16 protein-coding genes and 1 tRNA gene are annotated in these 13,660 nt (G+C 36.7%); 10 read left to right on the top strand and 7 right to left on the bottom strand.

What is annotated here, in order from left to right; translation table 11 throughout:
- On the top strand, positions 1-554 hold a 554-nt coding region (locus MW688_RS14330; RefSeq protein ID WP_486736693.1), incomplete at its 5' end, for a TaqI-like C-terminal specificity domain-containing protein.
- 257 nt (positions 555-811) lie between these two features.
- Here MW688_RS14330 and MW688_RS14325 read toward each other — a convergent pair.
- The 3 genes from MW688_RS14325 to MW688_RS14315 all read right to left on the bottom strand — a co-directional run bounded on the left by MW688_RS14325 (position 812) and on the right by MW688_RS14315 (position 3,123).
- Positions 812-958 (bottom strand): hypothetical protein, encoded by a 147-nt coding sequence (locus MW688_RS14325; RefSeq protein ID WP_486735688.1) that lies wholly within the window; start codon positions 956-958, stop codon positions 812-814.
- 219 nt (positions 959-1,177) lie between these two features.
- The gene (locus tag MW688_RS14320) at positions 1,178-2,095 is read right to left on the bottom strand and encodes an NAD(+) kinase (RefSeq protein ID WP_486736692.1); all 918 of its coding nucleotides are present in this window, start codon (positions 2,093-2,095) and stop codon (positions 1,178-1,180) included.
- Between the two features lie 50 nt (positions 2,096-2,145).
- Positions 2,146-3,123 (bottom strand): NmrA family NAD(P)-binding protein, encoded by a 978-nt coding sequence (locus MW688_RS14315; RefSeq protein ID WP_486736691.1) that lies wholly within the window; start codon positions 3,121-3,123, stop codon positions 2,146-2,148.
- A gap of 232 nt (positions 3,124-3,355) precedes the next feature.
- On the opposite strand from MW688_RS14315, the gene MW688_RS14310 reads away from it, so the two are divergent.
- The 6 genes from MW688_RS14310 to MW688_RS14285 all read left to right on the top strand — a co-directional run bounded on the left by MW688_RS14310 (position 3,356) and on the right by MW688_RS14285 (position 6,848).
- Entirely contained in the window at positions 3,356-4,279 is a 924-nt protein-coding gene (locus MW688_RS14310; RefSeq protein ID WP_486736690.1) for a histone deacetylase family protein, read from the top strand.
- Positions 4,280-4,289: 10 nt separating this feature from the next.
- Positions 4,290-4,523 carry a hypothetical protein gene (locus MW688_RS14305; RefSeq protein WP_486736689.1) on the top strand — a complete coding sequence of 78 codons (234 nt, stop codon included), beginning with the start codon at positions 4,290-4,292 and terminating at the stop codon, positions 4,521-4,523.
- Between the two features lie 415 nt (positions 4,524-4,938).
- Complete coding sequence (locus MW688_RS14300; RefSeq protein ID WP_486736688.1) at positions 4,939-5,115, top strand: hypothetical protein; 177 nt, start codon at positions 4,939-4,941, stop codon at positions 5,113-5,115.
- Between the two features lie 376 nt (positions 5,116-5,491).
- Complete coding sequence (locus MW688_RS14295; protein ID WP_486736688.1) at positions 5,492-5,668, top strand: hypothetical protein; 177 nt, start codon at positions 5,492-5,494, stop codon at positions 5,666-5,668.
- A 440-nt stretch (positions 5,669-6,108) separates the two neighbouring features.
- Complete coding sequence (locus MW688_RS14290; protein ID WP_486736687.1) at positions 6,109-6,357, top strand: UPF0175 family protein; 249 nt, start codon at positions 6,109-6,111, stop codon at positions 6,355-6,357.
- Positions 6,354-6,848, top strand: coding sequence for a PIN domain-containing protein (locus MW688_RS14285; RefSeq protein ID WP_486736686.1), 495 nt, complete (start codon positions 6,354-6,356; stop codon positions 6,846-6,848). Before MW688_RS14290 ends, MW688_RS14285 begins: the two co-directional genes overlap by 4 nt.
- A 369-nt stretch (positions 6,849-7,217) precedes the next feature.
- Here the strand turns inward: MW688_RS14285 and MW688_RS14280 are convergent, their stop codons facing one another.
- A complete protein-coding gene (locus MW688_RS14280) occupies positions 7,218-7,400 on the bottom strand; it encodes a glutathione S-transferase family protein (protein WP_486736694.1) in 183 nt (60 codons plus the stop codon).
- 291 nt (positions 7,401-7,691) lie between these two features.
- Here MW688_RS14280 and MW688_RS14275 point away from each other — a divergent pair, with 291 nt between their 5' ends.
- Positions 7,692-8,606 carry a hypothetical protein gene (locus MW688_RS14275; protein ID WP_486736685.1) on the top strand — a complete coding sequence of 305 codons (915 nt, stop codon included), beginning with the start codon at positions 7,692-7,694 and terminating at the stop codon, positions 8,604-8,606.
- Positions 8,607-8,644: 38 nt separating this feature from the next.
- A complete protein-coding gene (locus MW688_RS14270; protein ID WP_486736684.1) occupies positions 8,645-9,997 on the top strand; it encodes a CHAT domain-containing protein in 1,353 nt (450 codons plus the stop codon).
- Positions 9,998-10,177: 180 nt separating this feature from the next.
- On the opposite strand, the gene MW688_RS14265 is transcribed toward MW688_RS14270, so the two are convergent.
- The 3 genes from MW688_RS14265 to MW688_RS14255 are packed head-to-tail and all read right to left on the bottom strand — an operon-like array spanning position 10,178 to position 12,914.
- Positions 10,178-11,074: a glutaminase gene (locus MW688_RS14265; RefSeq protein ID WP_486736683.1), complete on the bottom strand. Its 897-nt coding sequence runs from the start codon at positions 11,072-11,074 to the stop codon at positions 10,178-10,180.
- Positions 11,071-11,712: an HAD-IA family hydrolase gene (locus tag MW688_RS14260; RefSeq protein WP_486736682.1), complete on the bottom strand. Its 642-nt coding sequence runs from the start codon at positions 11,710-11,712 to the stop codon at positions 11,071-11,073. The genes MW688_RS14265 and MW688_RS14260 overlap by 4 nt, the downstream gene beginning before the upstream one ends.
- 5 nt (positions 11,713-11,717) lie before the next feature.
- Positions 11,718-12,914 (bottom strand): NAD(P)/FAD-dependent oxidoreductase, encoded by a 1,197-nt coding sequence (locus MW688_RS14255; protein WP_486736681.1) that lies wholly within the window; start codon positions 12,912-12,914, stop codon positions 11,718-11,720.
- Between the two features lie 507 nt (positions 12,915-13,421).
- Here MW688_RS14255 and MW688_RS14250 point away from each other — a divergent pair.
- Positions 13,422-13,492 (top strand) — tRNA-Gly (locus MW688_RS14250).
- Positions 13,493-13,660 lie beyond the last annotated feature (168 nt).

The following is a 13,660-nucleotide window of genomic DNA, read 5'->3' as shown; positions in this document are numbered from 1 at the left end:
TCTTTACAAGACGTGGAATAAATATTGAAGAATATCCGGCTATAAAAAATTATTTGCTTCAGTATAAAGATAGATTAACACCTGGTATAAAAGGAGGAAGAAAAGCAGGTAGCTATAAATGGTATGAAATTCAAGATAATGTCGCCTATTGGCAAGAATTTGAAAAACCTAAAATTATTTATCCTGATATTGCCAAAAAATCATCTTTTACAATTACCAACGATTTATTTTATACAGATTGTACAGTTTTTTTTATTCCCCAACAATCCTTATTTTTATTAGCAACGCTTAATTCTCTATTAAATAATTTTTTTGTTTCATACACTTGTCCTGGATTAGGAGAAAAAGGAATTAGGTTTAAATCTATTTATGTAAAAAAAATCCCTATACCCAAAGTAACAGAAACAGAGGGCAAAATCATAGAAAAACTAGTACAAAAATGTCTAGACGCCAAAGGAAAGCGAGTAGAAGAATATGAAGCAGAAATAGACGCAAGAGTAGGCCATTTATATGGCTTAACTTCAGCAGAAATGAAAATCATTAGAGGAGAATAACTAACGAGGTGAAAACAAGCTTAAAATGAAGGCAGGGTTAAACTCAGACCCGCAGGATTAGAAGGAAATACCGAACTAAATATAGTCAACAAAGTAAAAGCGATCGCCCGTGACCTACGGTACAATTGGTTTAATAAATTCTGGGAAGATCAAAGCGTAGCTTTACACTACAAATGAAAATGGTTTTCGTTGTGGTGTAACTTGATTAATTCCCTGATGTAGGGGCGCTCTTGCTTGCACCCATCTCTATATCATTTTTAATAATTATCACATAATATTTTATGTATCTCTTGGACTAAAGTCCAACTACGAACCTTGTTTTTAACTATTTCAATTATTTTGGCAGAAGAATTAAAAGCAGGGCGATCGCACCAGGTAGGTTGGGCAGGGAGATAACCCAACAATCTCTTTGATTATCTCTAAAGGGTGTGTGTTGGGTTGCACGACTTTTAACCCAACCTACTCGCTATTTTGTAAGGCGCACTCGCCTATGGCGAGATCTCGCACTCTTATCGCTTTACTTCAAGACTTCAAGACTTCAAGACTTATTACTTCAAAACTCATTACTTCAAAACTCATTACTCATTATTCATCCACAAGTAACTTTTAGGTTTTGATGGGAGTCAAGGAAGTTCTACAGAAGTTGGTTTAGCGATATGAGGTAAACCCCAACCAAGTTTTTCTCTAAGAATGCGGAAAAATTCCGGGTCTTGGAGACGGATAAAACGAGCCGAATAGGGAGATCGCTGTACCTGTATTCTGTCTTCTGGTAGGATATAACAGCCACCATTACCATCTACAACCATTACCATTGATTTAGGGTTAGCGGGGTAAATATTTACTTTTTCCCTGTCAGAGAAAACTAAGGCCCTTGATGCTAGAGAGTGGGGGCAAATAGGAGCTAATTGTAATACCTTTACATCTGGTGTTAATACAGGTCCCCCAGCACTCATCGAGTAAGCTGTGGATCCTGTGGGTGTAGATATAATTACACCATCAGCGGCAATGTCTACCATAGCATGTGTACCTATTTGTATCTCAAAGTGACACATGCTGGTCATGGGTTCGCGATGGACCACCATTTCATTGAGACAAAGAGCTTCCCAAAAGGGAGTTTTATCTCTATACAATTCCACCTGTAGCATGGCGCGTTCTTCTACAGTATAATCTCCCAGGATAACCTTTTCAATAGCTGGGTAAAGGTGATTAACATAGGTTTCGGTTAAAAAACCCATGTGACCTGTATTTACTGTAAGGAGAGGAATATTTAAGGGAGCTAGGAGGCGAAATGCGGATAAAACGGTACCATCTCCCCCTAAAACTACGCCAAAATCTATATCTTTATCAAAATTAGGAGGAGACATTTGGGCAATAGGAAGGTTACAGATAGGACGATCTGGCCGAGAATATCCTAAAATACCTGCAAAGCCTGTGGCGATCGCCACATCCCATCCTCTTTTTTTCAGCTTATCTTCGAGCTTATTAGCTATACGACAAGCGATTGGTTTGTCGTCGTTATAAATGATGCCTGCTTTTGGCACAATAACTTACCTTAACTGCATTAATATTGTCATCTTTTTTGCTCTTTAAATCATTTTTTTGATTTAAAAGGACTTCTTTTTGGTTTTTGTTTCTTTTGTTTTTCGTAACCCACTTCTTTAAGCTTTTTGCCGATACGGTCAAAATACTCTTTTAAATATGCTTCTAGAGTTGTGGTTGCTTGGGGGTCTAGACCAAAGACTTGATAAACTTCTTCCATAGACGCATCTAGTGCTTTTCCTCCGGCTAATACTTCTACAAAAGCCAGACGGTCTGCTGCATTTTGTGTCCATTGAAAAAAGCGGGCTGCATTTTGCAGGAAACGTAACAAGTTTAAGGGAGACCGAGTAATTTTAGCCTGTTTTCCTGATAACCTTTCGCATAAAGCAATAATTTCATCAGCAGTCCAAGCTTGAGGACCCACTAAGGGAAAAGTTTGTTTCTCTGTTTCTGGTAATTCTAAAGCAAGTATGGTAAATTTAGCAATATCTTGAGTATTCATATAAGCTATAGGAGTCGCCTCTCCACTTATCCAAACTGCTTGTTGTTCTAACATAGGTATAGCATACTGTCCAATTAAACCTTGCATAAACCCTGCTAGTCTAAAGGTTGTGTATTTTAATCCTGACTCTTTTAAGAAATCTTCTGTACATTTTTTTATATCCATCAAGGGAACTTCTGGATATTCTTCTGCTCTCAAAATTGAAAAAAATATGTATCTTTCGATACCTGCTTTTTTTACTTCTTGTATTAAGTTAACTTTCCCATCCCAGTCTACCTGTCTGATGCTTAGGGAACTATTAATTCTCGTGGTAGCCGCGTCTATAACTGCTTCTACATCTTCTAAGGCTTTGGGTAAGCTATCGCGATCGCAGAAATCCCCTAGTACTAATTCTGCCCCCCATTCTCTTAAAAAGGAGGCTTTTTGGTAGTTTCTCACTAAGCATTTGACTCTATGTCCCTTATCTATGGCTTGACGCGCCACTTGTCTACCTAATGTTCCTGTAGCACCTACTATCAATAAGTCCATTTATTTTTTTTAAGTAACGTTTTTTTAAGTTTCTCTAAGATATTAACAAAAAATGTGACAATACTATCATTTTTCTCTTCACAATATTAAGCTTTATGAATTTATCGGTCATCAAGAAAATGAGTTTTTCTTGCTCCTTAGTTAGTACGCTAGTACTATGTAGGGGTAAAAGAATTTTAAGTTAGTTTAAGATCTAAAAAGCTAAAATTTAACTAAAATATCATTTAAAAGTATGCTACAAATAATTTATTCAGAAGAATTTTTGCAACATAAAACGGGGGCAGGACATCCAGAAAGACCGGAACGTCTAAGTCATACAGTAGAAGAGTTAAAAAACTCACCATGGAACTCAAAACTACAATGGCAAATACCTACACCAGTGAGTGAAAGTAAAATCTTACCTATAGTGAAACAAATTCATAGTGCAGAACATATAGAAACAATTAAGGAAATAGCAGCAAGGGGAGGAGGTGCCATAGATTTAGATACCCCTGTGTCTCCTGCTAGTTATGATGTAGCTTTACTCGCCGTTAGCGCCTGGTTAGATGGAGTAAATTATGTTTTAGCTGAAGGGAAGCCAGCTTTTGTTTTAGCGCGTCCTCCAGGACATCACGCCACCAGTAGAGATGCTATGGGTTTTTGTTTATTATCAAATGCAGCGATCGCCGCTAACTATGCCTTAACTCAAGGTAATGTTAACCGAGTGGCTATCATGGATTGGGATGTACACCACGGCAATGGGACTGAGGCAATTGTAGAATCTAACCCCCAAATCGCCTATTGTTCTCTACACCAGTATCCCTGTTATCCTGGTACGGGAAAAGCGGAGGATCGCGGTTTACATAACAATGTTTTAAATATTCCCATGGCGCCAGGAAGTACCATGGCTGACTATGAACCAGCTTTTGTGGAAAAAGTTATCCCTTTTTTAAAAGGTTTTCAACCAGATTTATTAATTATTAGTGCAGGCTATGATGCTAATGAGTTAGATCCTTTGGCCTCTATTTCCTTGCAACCTCAAGATTATGGCAAGTTTACCGAGTATTGTTTAACAGTTACGCCTAAAATTCTTTTAGGATTAGAAGGGGGTTATCATCTCCAAGCTTTAGCAGATTCTGTGAAGGCTACGATGGAAGCTTTAATTGGTGTTAATTAGGTGAATAAATATGAATGTTTGGTTACTAACTACTGTAGTTTTATTTGTTTTAGTGCAATTGGTGATGTGGGTTAAACAGTTTATTACACCTCTTCCCCTATATTTATTGGGAGGTGCTTTTTTGGCGATCGCTTCTAATTACGAACGGAGTAAATTTACTCTTAACTCTAGAATAGAAAGTTTATCTCAACAGTTAAAAGGGACTGAGACAGATGTTAAACAGCTTCCAGAGGATAAGTCGTAAAAATCATTAACCTAAGTTAAAGGTCGTACAACCCAACACATATAGCAGTGACCGCAGTGGTGTTAACAACATTGATCACAAACTTTTCCCCCCAACCCCCCTTACTAAGGGGGGCTTTTCATCATTTTTGTCAACATCTATTGGCGAGCTTGCTATAACAGCAAATTGTTGGGTTTCGTGCCTCAACCCAACCTACAGACTACTGTAGTTTTATTTGTTTTAGTGCAATTGGTGATGTGGGTTAAACAGTTTATTACTCAGATCTTTCACCAGAACTTATGTACTAAATTAACCTCAGAAAAAGTTCATTTCTCTACTTCAAGACTTCAAGACTTCTTTCACTTCAAGACTTCAAGACTCCTTACTCATTACTCCTTACTCATTACTCAATCACCACCAGTAACTTTGGGTAAAGATGCAATATCTGAGTATTACACCTCTTCCCCTATACTTATTGGGAGGTGCTTTTTTGGCGATCGCTTCTAATTACGAACGGAGTAAATTTACTCTTAACTCTAGAATAGAAAGTTTATCTCAACAGTTAAAAGGGACTGAGACAGATGTTAAACAGCTTCCAGAGGATAAGTCGTAAAAATCATTAACCTAAGTTAAAGGTCGTACAACCCAACACATATAGCAGTGACCGCAGTGGTGTTAACAACATTGATCACAAACTTTTCCCCCCAACCCCCCTTACTAAGGGGGGCTTTTCATCATTTTTGTCAACATCTATTGGCGAGCTTGCTATAACAGCAAATTGTTGGGTTTCGTGCCTCAACCCAACCTACAGACTACTGTAGTTTTATTTGTTTTAGTGCAATTGGTGATGTGGGTTAAACAGTTTATTACTCAGATCTTTCACCAGAACTTATGTACTAAATTAACCTCAGAAAAAGTTCATTTCTCTACTTCAAGACTTCAAGACTCCTTACTCATTACTCAATCACCACCAGTAACTTTGGGTAAAGATGCAATATCTGAGTATTACACCTCTTCCCCTATACTTATTGGGAGGTGCTTTTTTGGCGATCGCTTCTAATTACGAACGGAGTAAATTTACTCTTAACTCTAGAATAGAAAGTTTATCTCAACAGTTAAAAGGGACTGAGACAGATGTTAAACAGCTTCCAGAGGATAAGTCGTAAAAATCATTAACCTAAGTTAAAGGTCGTACAACCCAACACATATAGCAGTGACCGCAGTGGTGTTAACAACATTGATCACAAACTTTTCCCCCCAACCCCCCTTACTAAGGGGGGCTTTTCATCATTTTTGTCAACATCTATTGGCGAGCTTGCTATAACAGCAAATTGTTGGGTTTCGTGCCTCAACCCAACCTACAGACTGGTGGGAGATGAATCTTGAAGTCTTGAAGTCTTGAAGTTTTGAAGTAAAAGAATTGATGTTAAACCCCTAGGAGACAAAGATTATAGAGAATTAACCATAAAGAACATTTTTCCTTAAAAATTAGTACATAAGTTCTGGTGGAAGATATGAGGAGCTGAAAAATGTCAAACATATTAATGCGTAGCGCTATAAAATAAAAAGTGAGTATAAAAACATAATTGACAAAACAAATAAAGTTATGAGTCTTGTTATTTCAGATGAAATTGTGCAGGCTTCTCACCTCACCCCAGAGGAGTTTCGCCTGGAAATTGCATTACACTTGTTCCAAATAGGTCGCTTAACATTAGGTTATGCTAGTCAACTAGCAGAAATGCAAGTTAAGGACTTTCGTCAACTGCTTAAACAACGGCAAATTCCTCTCTACGCCTATGATGTTGAAGACTTTGAACTAGACTTAAAAAACTTACGGGAGTTAGGACGTCTTTGATTGTCATCAGCGATACATCAGTCATCACCAATTTAGCTGCAATTCAACATTTAGAACTTTTGCCTCAACTTTATGCTCAAGTGTTTATCCCTGAAGCTGTTTATCGTGAGCTTGTAGATATTGAGCCACCATGTCCTGGAGCCAAAGAAGTTCAATCTGTCAGTTGGATAGAAATTGTACAAGGTACAAATTCTGTTGTTGTTGAAAGGCTCCAACATCAAGCAAAGTTAGATCCAGGAGAATCTGAAGCGATTGCTCTTGCTTTAGAAATGAATGCTGAGTTACTATTAATCGATGAACGTCGAGGTCGGACAGAAGCAAATCGTCTAGGGTTGAGAATTATTGGATTGCTTGGTATCTTAGTTGAAGCCAAACACCAGAACATCATTTCTGCTGTTAAGCCTTTAATGGATGCTTTAATTGCCACATCAGAATTTAGAGTTTCCAAAGCGTTATACAATCAAATTTTACAAATGGTTGAGGAAAATTAAAAAGTCTTCATATATCTACAGGGATTTATTTTCAGCTTCTGATTTCCTTGTCAAATCATTGCTTCACCTAGTCTACAATGTGCGATCGCTTCTTATGATCAACTTCTTTCTTCCCCAACTTTGACCGTAAGTATTCATCCAATTTAAGTTTGTTGTCACACCCTGAGCATTAATAGGGCTAAAGCCCTACTACAAACTCATATCTCAATTAAAAAGAACTGAGACAGCAAAATAAAATAAAAATCTTTTTATCCTGTACAAAATTAATCCCAAGCAGTAACTTTTATTGCTTGGGAGATAGCTTTGTTATCTTGTGATGTGGTGGAAAAATTAGAGCAGCAATAACTACTATTTTTCCACACAGAATCATTAATCAGGAAGTTTACCAATACATTTTTGAAAAGCTTCGCGATCGCCAATTCGTTTGAGATATGCCTTTACTGCTGGATAGGGACTTAAATCAAAATCAGCTAATGCCATAGGAATAAAAGCTAAATAGGCAGCAACCGCTACATCTGCCACGGTAAACTCATCACCGGTTAAAGAATTAATGCGATCGCCCTTAAAAATTGGTTGACCAAAAAGGCGTCTTCAGTATTTTTGTTCTCCTGATGCGATCTTCGGCGAAAGAGAAATGAACTTTTTCCCTTTGCTTATGCGGTCATCTATGGCCCCGGATTTAAAATCCGGGGCCATAGATGACCACAATAATTTGGTACATAAGTACTGGTGGAAGATGTGAGTAAAGATGGTAAAATTAGAGACAATGTAATACCATGGCTGAAGTCAGAATCTACTTTCAAAACATAGATTAACAAAATAGAAACAATAAATAAATTAAAGATGATAGAAGAAAAATTTAATCCGGCACCTGATCTCGATGAAGCTGAAAGTTTACTTAATGATTTATTTGAAGAAGTAAGAGTCAAAGAAAGTGAATTATCTGGGGGAGAAATTGAAAAGTTAACCAGAGGCTCTAGTGCAGTTCAAATGCTCAAAGAAACAACTGTAACTTTTGGAAAACCTATTCCCATCGCTCTTACAGAAAAAAGTTTTAAAGCAAGAAATATAGAACTAAAACCAGATATATCAGACTTGATGAAAAATTATGATTTCTATTCAATGATAGTAATTGTGAATCCTCGTCCTCAATCGAGTGTGTTAATTTCAAAATTAGAATGTCAACTTGATTTTGGTCCTAAAGGACAAGATGAACCAGTGGTATATCGCATTATTCCTAACAGCAAATGGACAGATATTATCAATGCAGGAGTCAAAGTTAATCTGGGATTAGATGGTAACTTCGATGTTGCTGTAGGAGTTGATGATGATCAAATTCCAGTAATCAATAAGTTAGCTAATTCTCAAGATTTCAAAGCTAAATTAGACAGTGATAATGCTTTAAACTCATTTCTTGTCTTAGAAGGTTTAAGTTATAAACTGGGCAAATTTAATCTTTTTGCTCAGGGTGAACATAATTCTCAATGTTTTTGGCGACTCGAAAGACCAGAAATTAAAGGTCAATCAGAAGTGAAATTTAATATTATTTTTCATGTACCAAAAGCATGTAAATCTATTGAGTTAATAGGAAAGGTTTGGATTGAGCCAAGTATCGATTGGTTAAATGGAGAACTGGTTCATGTAATGAAAGCATTACCAGCTTATTTAAGCAATTTATTTGGTAGTAAAGAAAAAGCAGCGAAAAGTTTTGCTGTTGGAACAAAAGAAACATGGCAAATTGAATTACCTCAAACTTAAATCTCTAGCAATTTTTTATTAATAAAGATATTCTTATCATGACTTATCAATATCATATCTGTGTTCCTAATGAAAATACTGTACTGGTAGAAAAATGGACTCCTAACTACCAGCAATCTGATGAATCTATTGGCAGTTTTCGTAATGATAAAATAACAAGTAACATTCAAACTTTGTTACAAAATCCTGGAAATTTACAAGGTGAAGAAATCAAAAAAGTAGGAGAGGCTTTATTCGAGGCTTTATTTGATTCTCAATTGAAAGATGATTTTTTAGCCTTTTTAAACAATGAAGTTACAAAAGGTCAAATATTAAATGTTGTCCTGGAAATTAATGAGACAGCTATGCCTGAAGTAGTAGCTTATCCTTGGGAATTCATGTGTTTGCCCGAGAAATATAATCAAGAAGATATTCACTTAGCAACTCATCCTCAAATATGTTTCTTTCGGACTAGATACAAGTTAAAAAAACAAAATAAAACCTCTATTAAAATTGAACCAAACAACAAACTAAAGATAGCTTTAGCTGTAGCTAAACCCACTTCTGAACCTAAGCTCATGAATGTAGAATATCAGGAGATACAAGAGCATTTAAAGCAACTAGCTAGTCAACAAGAACAAATTGAGTTTTTACCAGTAATTAACCCGGCAACTCCTAGAAAGGTCTCTTCTCGATTAAGAGAGAATAAACCTGATATTTTTCACTTTATCGGTCATGGTCAGTTAATTCAAAAAAATAATCAGCAAGTAGGAGAAATAGCTTTTATAGACGATTCAGGGAATGCCGATTGGAGAGAAGCGGCATTTTTTAGCATCTTATTTCAGCAGCATCTTCCTAAAATTGTCATTTTACAAGCCTGTGAAACAGCAAAACAATCTGAATCCAATGCCTTCAGCAGTTTAGCTTATCGTTTAATGCTTCAGGGTATCCCTATAGTGATAGCGATGCAATATAAGGTTTCTAATCTTACAGCAGCCAGTTTTGTTAGAGATTTTTATGGGGAAATTGTCAATGGTAATTCTGTTGAAATAGCTGTACAACAAGCAAGATATAACCTATGTCTTGATAAAGGATATGAGCAAAAAGATTTTGCTATTCCTGTAATTTATATGAATGCTGTAGATGGTTATTTATTTCTTGATGAAAAAGAAATTACTCCTTCTATAGATCCTCCGTCACGCGAAAAAAAGATAGAGAAACTACTTTCTATTCTGGAAAAGATAACGAATCCCGAATTTGAAAGATTAATGTTCACTCTCAACATTCCTAATCATTTAATGCCAGGAGCTAATCAGACACGAACCGAAAGAGCTATTGCTTTACTTCAATGGGCTCAATCACCTAATGGTTGTGGTTTAGAAGCGATTGAACAAGCTTTAAACCTTAGGTAGTTTTTATGTATTAAGATTTTTGCATAGATTCTTGATTATACTTAGATCTTGCACCAGTAACCCAGTTAAAACGAGGTTCGTAGTTGGACTTTAGTCCAAAATCTGACTTTTTGATAAGGGCTATTTCAACAACCGGATCTAGTATAATTTCCTATTCCAAGCTTACCTGTTCCCTATTTCCTATTCTCTATACAATTTCAGATTCTGAGCAATCTTTTCAATCAACCATAAACCAGCCACAGAGTTACCCTGTTGATCCAAAGGAGGACTATAACAGGCGATCGCCCCTTGTTTAGGTACAATAGAAACTATAGCGCCACTTACCCCCGATTTAGTTGGTAAGCCTACTCTTTGGGAGAATTCTTCAGAAGCTTCATATAAACCGCAATTAAGCATTAAATCTAGCACAATCTTACTATTACCTTCTCCTGACACCAGTAAACTGCCTAATTTAGCTAAATCTTCGATATTTCCCCCAAGACAGCAAATACGATTATAAGTATCTAAAGCAACTTCCGGGTCACTGATGTAACCGTTATCAAACAACTCTCTAATTAAACTTTGGTTTTTAACATTAGGTTGAGAATTAACAGAACCTAGTATACTTTCACTTAAAAATAATTGAGAATCAGATTGACTATTTAACCATACACGCAAGTTTTCACATTTAGAGTAACTATCTTCTCCAGGAAGAAGACAAGCTAAAGTCATAGCCCCAGTATTAAGCATAGGATTCCTAGGAAAACCACCATCAATGATTAATTGCTCTAAAGAATTAAAAGGATAACTAGAGGGTTTTTGACCAACTTTTTGAAAAACCTCATCTGCCCCTCTAAAAAAGAGAATATATAACAACAAAAAGGGTTTAATCACACTCATCAGAGGGAAAGTAGCCTGTTGATCTCCCAAGCTGCAAATCTCTTTATTTTCTCTAAGAATACAAAAAGCAAAGTATTCAGGATTAATAGACTCCAGCAAAGGTATATATTGAATCATGTTACCTTTGGTAGCCTTTTCTTTGATTTCTGCTATCCAAGCTAAAATTTGTTCTGACTGTATATTCACCAAAGATTTCATCTTTCTATTAAAAAAGCTTCTATTCCCACAGCAACTGCCCCTTGATAGTCTTCTTCTAAACTATCACCAATATGCCAAGCCTCCGATGGTGTGCATTGATGTTTCTCTAAAGCACTCCAAAAAACTTGTTTATCTGGTTTGGCAGCCCCTACTAGAGAAGAGATAGTCACACTATCGAAAAATTCTGTTAGCCCCAATTCTGCCAACACAGTATTCAGGCGAGTATCAAAATTAGAAATAATTCCCAACTCTATACCAAGGTCAAGCCAATGTATCAAAGCCGGAATCACATCTTGATAAACATACCAAGGTTTAAAGGTAGCAAAATATTCATATAATTCCGCAAAAAAAGCGGAAAAGTCCTTAAATTGATTAATAACTTCAGCCCGGGAAAAAGTAGCATAGGCGATTTTTTGCCACCAATCAAATTCATAACTAGGAATTTCCTCTAAAGAAGCATGAGGAAAAGCACAGGGAGGAGAAGCTTGAAAACTGTGATAAAAAGCTTGATCAACCACAGAAGAATCTACTTCTACTCCTGCATTTTTCGCTAACTTGCTGTAGATTTCTCCCACACTACCGCGAAGACCTATCAGGGTGCCCACTGCATCTAGAAAAATAACTTTTGGTTGTGACATTAGCCTTAACTATTTACAAATAACTCCACCAAAGGCTGAGTTAGCCAATTTAATCCCACGGTTAATTTATGTTTACGAGTAGGTAAACGATAGAGATAAACTAAACGTCTCACCGTATGAGCTAGACTACCATCTATTTTTAAGCCTAAACCTGTCAAAGTAGCATTATCCACCCCCAAAGTCATCATTTCTCCCAAATTTTGATAACGGAAGGGTAATAAAGGACGTCCTGTGCAACTAGCCCAAATATTCCAAGCACAATAGTCTGCCTGTTGAATCGCTACTTGAGCGGTTTTGGGCACTTGTTTATTCTCGGCATCAAGACAATCAGCTATATCTCCTAAAGCGTAGATTTCCGGGTTATTTAATACTTGTAAGTAAGAGTTAGTATTGATAAAACCCCGAGAGCTTTTTTCAATGGGGAGACCTTCTAACCAAGGAGATGCTTTAATCCCTACTGTCCAAATTACTAAATCTACAGGAATATTATCTATTTTGCCTTTGTAATTTAACGATAAGTTATCTGAGTTAATTTTTGTTACTTCTGTATCTAAATCTAACCATACCTTTTTGGCTTCTAAAGCCTTTGTCGCCGCTTCTCGATTGAATTCAGGGGAACTTCTGAGAATCATCTCTGAGCGCTCTACAATACGAATACGTCCTCTTTTTCCCAGACGATCTGCTATTTTACAAGCTAATTCAACTCCACTATAACCACCACCAACAATTACAGTGCGAATATATTCTGATGGTTTATTTTCTAATTCTTTGAGTTTATTCCCTAGTGAGTAGGCATCATTTAAGGTACGAAAAGTAAAGGCGTGAGTATCTACACCTGGAACAAAATCTGTAGGAGTATCTCCTCCTGTGGCAATAACTAGGTAATCATAATTTAGCTTGGAATCATCATTTAGGTACACTTGATTTTGACCTAGGTCAACATTTTTCACCTCAGCTTGTTGATGACTTACTGGGACATTTCCTAAAACTTCGCTAAAAGCTGGCGCAATTTCCCATGCTTGCATCTCTCCTGTGATTAATTCGTAGAGAAGGGGTGAAAACAAAAATTTTTCATTTTTATCTACTAAGGTTATTTCTGGTTGCTGAGAATCTAACCAGGGAAGTTCGCTTAAGCGTAAGGCTGTATATAACCCGGCGAATCCTCCCCCAAGAATACACACCTTTTTCGGTACTTCTGTCATTACTTAACTTATATTAACTATCTATAGAGAAACTGCTTTTAGCATAGCATTAAACTCATATAGCGTCTTTAAGTTTGATGAGGTATACAGGTTAAGTAGTTTTATAGTATTAGTAGTGTGTGTTAGGGCGAAGCCCGTAACGCACCTAGATGAGTAATGAGTAATAAGTAATGAGTTTTGAAGTAAGAAGCCAGTAACCTGTAGGTTGGGTTGAGGCACGAAACCCAACATTATATTAGTAGTTGTAGTGGTTGAGTCTTGAAGTAATGAGTCTTGAAGTAATGAGTAAGAAGGTAGCCTGTACGTAGCCTGTAGGTTGGGTTGAGGTAACGAAACCCAACAAATTACTCATTATCTCCAACTGTTATGTGTTAGGTTGCACGACTCATATCATGTTCGCTTATACACTATGGCTATAACAGAGCAATTCCTATATTTTAAAACCAGAAAAAAACAAATTGTTGACACATTTTATTTTTTTATGTTATGATAACAAAGTTAGCAAATGCGGGTGTAGTTTAGTGGTAAAACCTTAGCCTTCCAAGCTAATGATGGGGGTTCGATTCCCCCCACCCGCTCTTTAGAAGGTTGAGAAAAAAGCTCCTACTAAGGGAAGAATAGCAATATGAAAACTCTATTTTATCTACAATGCAAGGTGATTTAAGCAGATTGTTTAAAGTATAGCAGACCCTAGGGCGCAAGCCTTGCTTTAGGGCGCAAGCCTTGCTTTAGGGCGCAAGCCTTGC

Source organism: Johannesbaptistia floridana, assembly GCF_057440575.1.
Note: the sequence above shows the minus strand (reverse complement) of the source record. Positions and strands in the feature narration are given on the sequence as shown.